Source organism: Nostoc sp., from assembly GCF_036916985.1.
Classification (GTDB): Bacteria; Cyanobacteriota; Cyanobacteriia; order Cyanobacteriales; family Nostocaceae; genus Nostoc.
Window position 1 is genome coordinate 198,899 of sequence record NZ_JBALFD010000022.1, and the last position, 12,171, is coordinate 211,069.

The window sequence follows — 12,171 nt, forward strand, 5'->3', positions numbered from 1 at the left end:
CGCAAAAAAAATAGAGGGTAGAAAAGCAGTCAAACTAAATTAACCCCTGACGCTGAAAGTAGAATAAATTTATCTTCTACTTAAACCCCATCATGGCTATCCAAGAACTCGAACAACAACTGCTTCAGCTTTCCCCCAACGATAAACTGTACATCATCCAACTCCTTGCCCAAAGCCTGACCACACACAACAACATCCACCCAGATCAACCAAGCAAACTCTCAGAGTTTTTCCGTCAATCCCCCCTGGCTGAACTCACCGAAGAACTTGACCTTAGTCGAGATCGCACTCTTCCCCGCGATGCCTTCACCCCATGACCTACCTCCTTGATACTTGCGTGATTTCCGAACTTGTTGCCAAACAACCACATCAACAAGTTTTAGATTGGCTAGATGCCCAAGTGCCAGAAACACTTTACCTCAGCGTCATTACAATTGGCGAAATCGCTAAAGGCATCAGCAAAATTACTGCACCTAAGCGCAAAGAATCTCTAACAATTTGGCTGAATGAAACTCTACCCAATCGCTTTCAACAAAGAATCTTAACTATAGATGTCTCAACAATGGTGTTGTGGGGAAATTTAGTTGGACAACTAGAACAGAATGGGCGATCTCTACCTCTCATGGATTCTCTGATTGCAGCAATCGCAATTCATAACTCTTTATCACTTGTCACCCGTAACGAAAAAGATTTTGCTGGGATAGGGCTTGTAATGGTTAATCCTTGGTCTGTTTAGGCATCATCACTATACGGGATCAAATGAACAACCGCGCAGAAAGTTACGATCGCGACTGAATGACCTGCTGGTAAAATTCTAGTTGGGAGAAATAAAACTATTTCACGCCCTCACCTGACTTTCCTGTACTTGCTGCCATAAATGCTCTACACTTTCTGCTGGTGCAAGGCACTTCAAACCTTGGCAAACTAATCCAACGCTTCCCTCTGGTAAATCAGATGTGATGGCAAACACAGCCACCGACAGAAACTTGGGGATCAGCGAGTTTATTTGCTCAGTTGTACTGCGAATCAAGGTAGAATTACGATACCAATCCAAAGCTGTAAACAAGCTGGGGCAAGCTTGGGGAGCGCGATGCATTACGCTCTTAAAAGCTTTTAAACCAAGTTCCGCTAAATCTAAATAATCCAGATTATCGGTGAGTAGGGTGAGACGGACAAGGTTAGCGATCGCAATTCCATTGGCTGATGGTGTCGCATTATCTGCGTAACTACGTTCTCTGACAATTAAATCTTGACTAAAGTCGCGTGATGTGTTACTATAACCACCTAATTCTACACTCCAGAGAAATTCGTTGAATTGATCTTGGATAGCGATCGCTTTTTCTAACCAAAGAGAGTGGTGAGTGCTGAGTGGTGAGTGCTGAGTTTGTGAAGATTGATTTTCATTTTTTGCCAAAGAAGCTTGGTGTAAATCTAGCAGAGCTTTAATAAACAAAGCGTAATCTTCTGACTGAGCTAAAACACTTGGTTCTCCTTGATAGTTGAGTCGCTGAAAACGCCCATCTACAAACTGATTTTCCAAGATAAAATTCGCCGCTCGTGCTGCTAATTCCAAATATAACGGTTGTTGAAAAACCCCACTAGCCCTAGCCAGTCCAGAAATCATCAAGCTATTCCAGGCGACAATCATCTTCGTATCCGTCACCGAAGGAATGCGACCTAGCCAATTAGTGGTTTTTGCTTCCTGGTTGTTACGAGCCGGGGGGAAAGTTTCTAGCGACTCAGAACTAACGCCATAGCGAACAATAAACAGCTTACTCAGCAAAGTTTCTAGCGTTGCGCTTAGTTTGCCAGAATTCCTTCTTTGCAAAACATTACGTCCTTCAAAGTTGCCGTTAGGGGTAACAGTAAATTGCTGTTGTAATTCCGTTAATTCTTCAGGTGTTAACAGTTGTTGTAATTCGCTGTAACTCCAAACATAAAAAGCTCCTTCTTCTGGTTCTACTGCCGTGGTTTGGGTGAAGCTATCGGCATCTTGAGAAGCATAGAAGTAACCTTCAGGCGCAGTCATTTCCCGCTTTAGCCATTGTACAGTACCAGCGATCGCCCTTTCAAAGGCTGGTTCTTGTACTCCGGCACTCCACAAAGAAGCCAGATACTCGACAATCTGTCCATTGTCGTAGAGCATCTTTTCAAAATGCGGTACTGTCCAAGTTGGGTCAACAGTATAGCGATGAAAACCACCGCCTACATGGTCATAAATACCACCCAGCGCTAAGTCTAGTCCTCGCTGGGTACAAACTTGCTTGCCATCATAGCGAGATTCAAAATTAAATCGAGTTCCCCGCAGTGCTAATTCTGTGTAGGGAATCATCGGAAAGCTATTGCCAGATTGACTAGGAGTAATTATGCCTGTACTGGTTTCCCAACCTTGACGGAGTAATTCATGGTCTTCAAGCTCATCTGTTGTACCGTCTTGCAACACCGCAGACGTGAGCAGAGACTCAACAATCAAGGCTTTGCGTTGCTGTAAATCTGCTTTTTCTGTATCGTAATAACGGCGAAGCGCTTGCAACACCTGCAAAAATCCCGGACGACCATAGCGTGGGTCTACAGGGAAATAAGTACCAGCGTAAAACGGCACTAAATCTTCTGGAGAAAGAAAAATATTTAAAGGCCAACCACCTTGACCGCTCATCATTTGCAAAGCCTGCATATAGATGCTATCGAGGTCAGGTCTTTCTTCCCTGTCTACTTTGATGGGAAGATAATTGGCATTCATGTAGTCAGCGATCGCAATATCAGAAAAAGCCTCGCCTTCCATGACAGTACACCAGTGGCAACTAGAATAGCCAATGGAGAGAAAAATCGGTTTATTTTGCGCCCTTGCAGTTGCAAGTGCTTCGTCACACCAAGGCCACCAATCAATGGGGTTTTCGGCGTGTTTACGGAGATAGAGGCTCTTAGCTTCAGCAAGGCGATTAGTCATGATCAAACGCAAATAGTTGCCTTCTTTGCTCAGTCTACCCTGTTCCCAAGAGTGTTAGCCTAGACGGCTATGTACATAAGCAAGAAACCCCTGAGTTAGAAGGTAGCACTGGTTTTGATATCGCCTAAGTAAGTTTATGTAAAAAATTACAGGTTTGTAGTCAGCCAGCGCTGACTACAAGGCAATAATCATTTATATAACTGGGTTTATTTACGCCGACTTACTTACACCTGGGCAACTTATGAAACATTCTTATTGAAAAGATCGCAACAGCAAGCTAACAATATTTGGTGGCGTTTCTTGCATAGGTGATGCTGTCTTTGTCTGAATTAAAGTATTTGGGCTAAGTCCTACTATCAGATGGAGCAAGAAGGTGATGATGGCGGCTTGTATAAGTTTTTCCAGCATGGCACGTCTCTCTCTGAGTGGATAGCATTTTAATTAGGACTAGTTATTCTAAATACACCTCGTACTATCGACTTACCGAATCTAACAAAAATAACTTGATAATTGCCGAGGGAAATCCTAAAAAAATGTTTAAAATGTTACCGAAAATTAACATAATTCCCTAAGCAAGTCGGGTAGGAATGGCGCTTCGGGACTGGGGACTGGGGACTGGGGACTAGGAAGAGTTTTCTTCTCTAGGAGACGCTACGCGAACAAAACTTGTTTGGGGTCTGAATCACCTTACAAGTTTTCCCAGTCCCTAATCCCCAGTCCCTTTTTAAATCGGGATATTCTCTTAGACAGCTTTTACTGCTAAAAAGTGCCCTTAAAGGTTGAATCTATTGCAAAATGTGATTTTACTCCTTTGTTGGATAAGACAGAATGGGAAAGATTTACTTTTATCTACCTGGGAATAGTAGAGATAAACCCCAGTTTCGTGCTGTCACCGATAAAATGTATTTAAAGTAGCCACAAACACGCTTCCATGATTCCTATCGTTATTGAACAATCGGGTCGAGGTGAACGCGCCTTTGACATCTACTCACGGCTGTTACGTGAGCGCATCATCTTTTTGGGACAACAAGTTGATAACAACATTGCTAACTTGATTGTTGCCCAACTGCTGTATTTGGATGCTGAAGACCCGGAGAAAGACATATATATGTATATCAATTCTCCCGGTGGTTCGGTGACGGCTGGTATGGGCATTTTTGACACTATGAAACATATTCGCCCTGATGTCTGTACAATTTGTACCGGATTGGCGGCGAGTATGGGCGCTTTTCTCCTCAGCGCGGGTGCTAAGGGTAAGCGGATGAGTCTACCCCATTCTCGGATTATGATTCATCAACCTCTAGGCGGCGCTCAAGGACAGGCGACTGATATTGAAATTCAGGCGCGGGAAATTTTGTACCACAAGAAGCGGCTAAACGACTATTTAGCTGACCATACAGGTCAACCAATTGAGCGGATTGCTGAAGATACTGAACGTGACTTTTTCATGTCGCCAGAGGAAGCTAGGGAATACGGTTTGATTGACCAAGTTATTGACCGTCACGCCGCCGGTAGCCGTCCAGCCGTTGCTGCTGTTAATTAATAGTTACGATTGGTAAATGGTGGTTTACCACTTTTAATTTTCTTAAACCCTAAAAATAACCCCTTTTCATAACTGAAGAGGGGTTATTTGATTTAAAAACCTGATTTAGAAGTTCAAAACTCGATTTAGATGTTCAAAACTTGATTTAAAAGTTGGAAATCAAAATCCTGCTCTTGGGTCTGGCTGAGATTGGAGATATTGGAGAAATTCATGCAATTCCTCATCGGTCAGCAAAAAACGCGATCGCTTCTCATAAGTTTTAATCAGATGCTCCGGTCCCTGTTCTGTTGTCCACCCTAAACGCTGCATTTCACAATCTGTTTTATCCAATATCTGAGATAAATCCTCAGAAGATATTCTAGTAATTACCTTGTCTGATTCTTCTGAGTATGTAGAGAAATCCTGGAACTCTTCATATTCCGCGTCAAAATCCGTGGAGGATTCTATTGTAGGTAGAGATACAAGGTATTGGAAGAAGTCTAGTAATTCTACTTCTGTCAGTAAAGTACGCGATCGCTTCCCATAAGTTTTTTTGAGATGTTCCCATACCTCCTCTTCTGTCCACCATAACCGTTTGATTTCAAAATTAGTTTTGGCAATCAGAACTTCGTGTAATGTTGGTGTCGGTTGAGATACAAGGTATTGCAGGAATTCATGCAATTGCTCATCGGTTAGCAAAAAACGCGATCGCTTACCGTAGGTTTCAATCAGATGCTCCCGTCCTTGGTCTGTTGTCCAGCCTAATCGCTGCATTTCAACATCTGTTTGAAAAATTACTTCAGTAAAATTCACAAGTTCCATAGCTTCGTTACTGTTTCAAGAGCCTACGTCATTAGTCCTTACTAATGACTAATGACTAATCAAAACCCCGCTATTGGGTCTGGCTGAGATTGTAAATATTTGAGGAATCCGTGTAATTCTTCTTCAGTGAGCAAAGTACGCCCGCGCTTACCGTAGGTTTCAATCAGATGCTCCCGTCCCTGTTCTGGTGTCCAGCCTAAACGCTGAAGTTCGACATCTGTTTTCGCAATTACATCCGATAAATCCACAGGTTCAGCTTTCTTGTTTCTCTTTCCTTTCCCTGAAGGGGTGGCGACATTTTCTTGAGGGCTGTAACTCCGGGGTGTAAATGGTGTGACATTATTGGCAGAAATGGCTGGAAAGGTTTGATTTTCTAACTGGTTATCAAAGGTTATTTCCAAGCTTTCAATTGGAGGATCAAATTCTAGCTCCCGATTGCCAGTCACAGGAAAGTTTTGACTTAAATCCTGGCTATAGGTATCGTCACTTATGGGCGCAGCATTGCTGTACCCATACTGTTCGTTACTGCTTGTTACTACTTCTGGTTTGATATTCAGTGCTTTCGAGGGCGGTGTAGATATTTCTTTGTCGCTGACTGCTGACCACTGATTACTAACAAACTCCTCATCCTTTACGGAGGAATAGGCAGCAAGCTCATTTAATCCTACTTTGGTATTCAAAGAAGGGTTTGGCTGCGCTGGTGGGGAAACTGGATTTGAGGTAAATGCCACTGATTCCTGTGGCGCATTTGTAATACCCAAAACTATCAACGCCCTGGTTCTGGCTTGGTCTTCTGCTGCTTCTACTGTTTCGGCTGCTGCCATACCCGTAGCACGGGTTACGCCTTCAATTTGCACGCTTGCCCGAACAATATATTTTCCTTGAAAAATTTGCACTAATTCAGAAATCAAACTGCCCTGGGGATACAAGCTCTGGAATTGAGCCAACATAATACTGCTACCAATCTAAAGGGGAATGGGGACTAGGGACTAGGGACTAGGGGTTTTCCAAGGGAGCAATGTGATTTTGTGAGGTTGGGAGGCAGGGGAAGCAGGGGGAGAGAAAGAAATAAGTGTATTTAGGAGTATTCCAGTCGTAAAAAATACTAAAATTTTCTCTTCACTCCCCCTGCTTCCCCTGCTCCCTCTGCCTTCCCTGCTCTTTTCACGATGATCTCACTTTTTCGCGTTGCTCTTCTTGCTTTGCCTTGTGTCCTAATTGTAGCAGTAGGTGTTTTTTGACGAAACTTTTGGCTAGTGCTAACTTGTCTGGGTAGTCTTGCTTGCAATGCTATACTAATTACCCAACTCGATATCTAGAACTATTTTCTGGAAGTGCGCTCTAAATCTACAATAATGGAGATAAGGTTCACCCTCGCTGCTTATTAAGCTGCTCACCTAATTGTTACCGATTCTACATGTGGGAAAATTGGGTTCACCGGCAGTTCCTCCTAGTTAAACATCAGAGTCTAATGGCGTAAAATTACCTTCACTCTAGACAATCAAACACTTGTAGTTTCCACGCCAATTGATCCACTTGGTGAGGTAGCCCGGTCTTGTTGTCCCAACAAAGAGGGATTACCGAACCCGGAGGGGGAGACCCCAGACGCTCGCAGACTCGCTATCGCTTTTAGCGTCTCCCCTTCTCCCAAAGGGAGAAAACCGCAGTGGCTCACCTGCATAGCGCTTTTGGGCAGTATGGATTCTCTAAACCCAGCTTCTCAAAAACCCGTCGCGTAACCTAGCGGGGCTAAATTCTAATCAGGCGTGCAATCTTAAGTTTGGTTTAAGTGAAGGGACTTGAATGCAGGGAAATTCTGAGAGCATCTTGCAGTGAGAAGTTCGTAGACACCCAGAGTTGTCCGTGGGTCGGCTTCCTTTGCTCGGAACTGTGGGAGTATTTTCCCGCTTTTGCTGGGTCAGGCTTCCTTTCCTTAGAACTTAGGAAGTCTTGCTTCAGGGCAATTAGTTTCCAACTTGTTTCTGTAAGCCGTGAGGGTATACAGGAAAGAACCAGATTAAACAACAAATGATGTTTTGACCAAAGGTCGGTTCACTGCATGGAATTTTCAATCGCTACACTCCTTGCCAATTTCACCGATGATAAATTGGTAGCTCGGAAGGTTTTAGAAAAGAAGCTTGGCTGTGAAGATGAAAAAAGTTTACAAAAACTTCACATTGCCTTAGATGTTCTCGAAAAAATCGGTATTTTAGTTAAGGAACGGGGCAAGTACCGCCGTGTCTCAGAAGACGGCGTAATCGAGGCAAAACTCCGTTGTTCTAGTAAGGGCTTTTGCTTTGCTATTCAAGATGTGGAAGGTGCTGAGGATATTTACATCCGCGAAAGTCATCTGAGTAATGCTTGGAATGGCGATCGCGTTTTGGTGAGAGTTCTCAAAGAAGGCAGTCGCCGTCGCTCTCCTGAAGGGGAAGTAAAGCTGATTCTCGAACGTTCCAACCACACGTTACTGGCACGAATTAAGCAGGTGGAAACTGGTTTCCGGGCAGTGCCTTTAGACGATCGATTGCTATTTGAACTCAAGATTCAACCTAACGAGGCAAAGTTAGAAGAAGCGATCGATCACCTGGTTCATGTGGAAGTTTTGCGTTATCCGTTGGCACAATATCCTCCCCTCGGTCGAGTCGTGCAAATCCTCGGTAGCGATGCCGAAGCTGCTGCTGATATAGATTTAGTTACGTGCAAACACGACCTTTCCCGGACTTTTCCAGATAATGTCGTTGAAGCAGCCGCCAGGTTGCCCAAAAAGCTGCTGAAAGCAGACCTGAAAAATCGGCTAGATTTACGTAATTTGTTTACTCTCACCATTGAAGGGGTAAATGGCGGCGACACCAAATTTATCGAAAACGCTTTTAGTTTAGAAAAAAACTTAGCCGGAAATTGGCTTTTAGGCGTTCATATCACTGATGTTTCTCACTATGTCCAACCTGATGAACCCCTAGATCGAGAAGCACTCAAACGCGGTAAATCAGTTTATTTGGGAGAATTGGTTTTGCCAATCTTGCCCCCAACGGTGGCAGAACGCTGTTCTCTAGTACCTGGGAGCGATCGCTTAACCATCTCTTTTTTAATTACCATTGATCCCAAATCGGGAGAAGTGTTGGAGTGGGAAATTCAACCCAGTGTCATCAATGTAGAGACTGCACTAAGTACTGAACAAGCTCAAGCAATTCTTACAGGTGAATCTCAAGATAAATCTCCCCAGGTTTCCCAAATCTTGCAAGACCTCCAAGCCTTGCAAACAGCCGTGAAACAAGTGCGGTTAACTCGTGGTAGTCTCCAGTTGAATCTGCCGCCTAGCCAAAACGCCTATTATGATGAGGGAATTTTAGGCGCTGTGGTGGTGAATGATTTACCAGTGCGATCGCTACTCACGGAGTTGGTACTGTTAGTTAACCAACTATTCGCAACTCACTTAAATGCCCTTGGGGTTCCCGCTATCTGGCGAGTTCAAGGTACACCCGATGTTGAAGATGTCCAAGAAATGCTGAAATTGGCAGTCAATTTAGGCGTTGACCTCACACTAGATCCAGAAGTCGATATCCAACCCTTAGATTATCAACATTTGACCACAGCTTTTGCCGAATCTCCCTCTGAGCAAGTTCTTACTTACTTATTACAAGATACCCTGAAGCCGTCTGCATACAGCACCACCAAAGGATCTCACTTTGGTCTGGCACTACCGCAATATGTCCACTTTAGCGCTCCCTTGCGGCGTTACCCAGATTTGCTGATGCAGAGAGTGTATTACACCCTACTCGAAAACGGGCGCGATCGCCGCAATACCCGTGTGAGAGAACGCGTTAACCTCCGCCACTCTTCCAGCCACGAGGAAATTAACTGGAACGTTTTACCCCCAGAGTTGCAACAAGAACTGCAAAGCGATTTAACTAGGGTAATTGTCCAAATCAACGACCGCGAAAAGGAAGTCCAAGAAGCTGAAGCTGATTTAGCTGGACTGCAAAAAGCCCAACTGATGAAGCAACGCATCGGTCAGGTATTTCAAGGCGTAATTACCGGGGTGCAATCCTACGGTTTCTTTGTGGAAATTGAAGTACCAGCCGCCGAGGTCGAATCCAGCAGTAATCCGGGTGTGCCTTTGCGGGTAGAAGGATTGGTACACGTCAGTTCCCTCAAAGATGATTGGTATGAATATCGCGCCAGACAACAAGCACTGTTTGGTCGCAAAAATCGCGCTTCTTATCGATTAGGCGATCGCGTCGCCGTCCAAGTTAAAAGTGTCGATTACTACCGTCAGCAAATTGATTTGGTAACAGTCGGCAGCGATGGTGTAGCCAAAAATCTAACTGCCAATGATTCCAATGACGAGCTTTCAGACCTCTACTTACCAAATGACATTGAGCCTGATGACCTAGACCCTTACTCTGATGATGAGTAAAATTAACTACGTTTTAAGTGTCAAATAACACCAAGCCTTTAATTTTAGGCGTATCGGGCGCATCTGGTCTGATTTACGCTGTTCGCGCGATCAAATTTTTGCTAGAAGCTGAGTATAGTATTGAATTGGTCGCCTCTAAATCAACTTACATGGTTTGGCAGTCAGAACAGGAAATTCGGATGCCACCAGAACCAACCGGGCAAGAACAATTCTGGCGAGAGCAAGCTGGTGTTGCACTTGCGGGTAAACTACGCTGTCATCCTTGGAGCGATGTTGGAGCCGGGATTGCCAGTGGTTCCTTTGCCACTCTGGGGATGATGATTATTCCATGCAGCATGAGTACAGTGGCAAAGCTAGCAGTTGGCTTGAGTTCCGATTTACTAGAACGGGCAGCGGATGTCCAACTCAAAGAAGGGCGAAAGCTGGTCATTGTCCCGCGTGAAACCCCTTTTAGCCTCATCCATCTACGTAACTTAACTTCTTTAGCAGAAGTTGGAGTTAGAGTTGTCCCCGCTATTCCCGCCTGGTATCACAATCCCCAAACCATCGAGGATTTAGTTGATTTTGTAGTTGCCCGTGCTTTAGATCAACTAGATATTGACTGCATCCCAATTCAGCGGTGGCAAGGTCGTCGCTAACGTCCTGAATGGATTTATTGTAAATTTCACAATAGTCCTAAAAAGGTAATGATAGAGATGGCTGATAGTGTCAGTAGTCAATGAAGAGTGCTGAGTGCTAAGTGCTGAGTTGAAAGACCGTCCAATTTCTTGCGGGTTATCAACCTCCTCCTTAGAAAAGAAGATCCCCCACAAGGGGCCTTGCTCAAACCCAAGTACATAAGTACTGAGTAATTCTTGATTTACTCGCTTGCCGAGGCACTCACTACTCAGCACTGAGTAGGGTAAACAGTAATTAGCGAAGAATAATCAGACTGATAACTGACTACTGACTACTGACAACTGACCACTGATAATTGACAACTGACAAAATTGCTATGGCTGTAATTCGCTTAATTCTATTGGTGGCAGTACTGGGAGGACTAACGCTGTTGTTAGTCCAAAATTTCTCACCTGCCCTATCGCTAGTATTTTTGGGCGCGCGAACTCAACCATTACCACTAGCGATATGGATTTTGTTCAGTACTACCACTGGTGCTTTCACATCGATATTGATTGCTACCTTGTTTAAATTATCCAATTATTTTCCAGGAGGACAACGCCAAACCCCTAACAGAGCAACCGCCGCTTCAACTCGTCCCAAGGCAACCCGGAGAGAAGAACCGACATCTCGTCCTGCCAGTCCTCCACCACCAGCTAGTAAAAAAGAAGAGCCTAGCAGTGAGGTATTTGATGATTGGGAGACAAATAGCAGTGGAGATGATTGGAACTTTGATGAAAATTCACAAGAAGCCCCTAATCCTCAAGCTCAACAGCCTAGAGATTCAACAACTTACGAACGTCAATCAGAAGCCAAAAGCACTTCTCGGTCTGGTTCAGTTTACTCCTACAGCTACCGCGAGCCAAAAAATACGGCTGCGGGAAAAACTGAATCAATTTACGATGCTGATTATCGAGTCATCATCCCCCCTTATCAGCCGCCGGCTACCAATCAAGCGGATGATGATGATGATTGGGAATTTTTTGAAGATGATGATGATTTTGAGGATGATCGTAAACGCCCCCGTCGGTGAGATGTCGCAGGCTACATCTCTACTTAATGCCACACCGCTCTCTAGACTCCTGCTTGACCTTACCAGTCATGGCAGCTTCCTGCAAAGTCATGAAAGCATTAAAATCTTCCAGGTCATATCGGGTAGTCAACAGTTGTCGTAGTTGATCTTCAGCTTCCACCGTCAAATAGCCAGTTGCTAAAGCTCTTTCTACAACGTCACGAATTCGAGTCATGGTTGACACCTCATTCATACTATATTTATTCATTCAGGCTTATTGGGGTGAAATATGCAGTAGTCTTTGTGTCGAAACTTCAATTTTGTAAGGTTTTTTTGAGCGATCGCAGCAAATAAGTCATTATTTACACCTTTATCAAAAACATTTAATTGGGCGGAGCTTGTTATAACTGAACTTTTAGAGAAACGATACTGTCCTTTTAGAAACACAGTATTGTGTATACTTAAAATTATCCACCAGAGTAAAAACCCTGATTATTTAGATAGACAGATATTGTTTGGATAAAGTTTCAAACAAGCTACGTTAATTTTTTTGTTAAGTATCGTGATCGATATGCAGTAACTACCAAGTTCTATCAGGAAATTTACTACATTCTTTACAAAATCATTATTTATTACTTATGGGAATTTCACAGAAGAATGGTTAATTTATTGCCTAAGTTACTTTAAACACATTATTAGCAGTAATCACAGCAGTTAATTCAGATTAAATAAAGGATGAATTTGTATTATTTAAAAATAATTGAAAGTTATAAAAGTTATACGTAAGTTTGATA

General features: G+C 43.7%; 11 protein-coding genes. 6 read left to right on the forward strand and 5 right to left on the reverse strand.

Annotation, left to right across the window (positions count from 1 at the left end):
- The first annotated feature begins 92 nt into the window (after positions 1-92).
- Together V7L07_RS09140 and V7L07_RS09145 are read left to right on the forward strand one after the other, a co-directional pair.
- On the forward strand, positions 93-317 hold the full coding sequence (locus tag V7L07_RS09140; protein ID WP_335056698.1) for a hypothetical protein: 225 nt from the start codon (positions 93-95) through the stop codon (positions 315-317).
- Entirely contained in the window at positions 314-736 is a 423-nt protein-coding gene (locus V7L07_RS09145; RefSeq protein WP_335057031.1) for a type II toxin-antitoxin system VapC family toxin, read from the forward strand. The genes V7L07_RS09140 and V7L07_RS09145 overlap by 4 nt, the downstream gene beginning before the upstream one ends.
- Before the next feature lie 102 nt (positions 737-838).
- Here the strand turns inward: V7L07_RS09145 and V7L07_RS09150 are convergent, their stop codons facing one another.
- Together V7L07_RS09150 and V7L07_RS09155 are read right to left on the reverse strand one after the other, a co-directional pair.
- The gene (locus V7L07_RS09150) at positions 839-2,947 is read right to left on the reverse strand and encodes a thioredoxin domain-containing protein (RefSeq protein WP_335057033.1); all 2,109 of its coding nucleotides are present in this window, start codon (positions 2,945-2,947) and stop codon (positions 839-841) included.
- Between the two features lie 252 nt (positions 2,948-3,199).
- The gene (locus tag V7L07_RS09155) at positions 3,200-3,355 is read right to left on the reverse strand and encodes a hypothetical protein (protein WP_334779059.1); all 156 of its coding nucleotides are present in this window, start codon (positions 3,353-3,355) and stop codon (positions 3,200-3,202) included.
- 523 nt (positions 3,356-3,878) lie between these two features.
- Between V7L07_RS09155 and clpP the strand changes: the two genes are divergently transcribed.
- Positions 3,879-4,490, forward strand: coding sequence for an ATP-dependent Clp endopeptidase proteolytic subunit ClpP (gene clpP, locus V7L07_RS09160; RefSeq protein ID WP_012412443.1), 612 nt, complete (start codon positions 3,879-3,881; stop codon positions 4,488-4,490).
- Between the two features lie 159 nt (positions 4,491-4,649).
- Here clpP and V7L07_RS33435 read toward each other — a convergent pair whose 3' ends face one another.
- Positions 4,650-5,291 (reverse strand): hypothetical protein, encoded by a 642-nt coding sequence (locus V7L07_RS33435; RefSeq protein ID WP_442936030.1) that lies wholly within the window; start codon positions 5,289-5,291, stop codon positions 4,650-4,652.
- A 59-nt stretch (positions 5,292-5,350) separates the two neighbouring features.
- The gene (locus V7L07_RS09170) at positions 5,351-6,241 is read right to left on the reverse strand and encodes a hypothetical protein (RefSeq protein ID WP_335057036.1); all 891 of its coding nucleotides are present in this window, start codon (positions 6,239-6,241) and stop codon (positions 5,351-5,353) included.
- Positions 6,242-7,350: 1,109 nt separating this feature from the next.
- Between V7L07_RS09170 and V7L07_RS09175 the strand changes: the two genes are divergently transcribed.
- The 3 genes from V7L07_RS09175 to V7L07_RS09185 all read left to right on the forward strand — a co-directional run bounded on the left by V7L07_RS09175 (position 7,351) and on the right by V7L07_RS09185 (position 11,398).
- Positions 7,351-9,708, forward strand: a complete 2,358-nt coding sequence (locus tag V7L07_RS09175; RefSeq protein WP_335057038.1) for a ribonuclease R family protein — start codon at positions 7,351-7,353, stop codon at positions 9,706-9,708.
- Positions 9,709-9,725: 17 nt separating this feature from the next.
- A complete protein-coding gene (locus V7L07_RS09180) occupies positions 9,726-10,346 on the forward strand; it encodes a flavin prenyltransferase UbiX (RefSeq protein ID WP_179065018.1) in 621 nt (206 codons plus the stop codon).
- Between the two features lie 356 nt (positions 10,347-10,702).
- A complete protein-coding gene (locus V7L07_RS09185; RefSeq protein ID WP_335057040.1) occupies positions 10,703-11,398 on the forward strand; it encodes a LapA family protein in 696 nt (231 codons plus the stop codon).
- A 19-nt stretch (positions 11,399-11,417) separates the two neighbouring features.
- On the opposite strand, the gene V7L07_RS09190 is transcribed toward V7L07_RS09185, so the two are convergent.
- Entirely contained in the window at positions 11,418-11,612 is a 195-nt protein-coding gene (locus tag V7L07_RS09190) for a hypothetical protein (RefSeq protein WP_289797223.1), read from the reverse strand.
- Positions 11,613-12,171 lie beyond the last annotated feature (559 nt).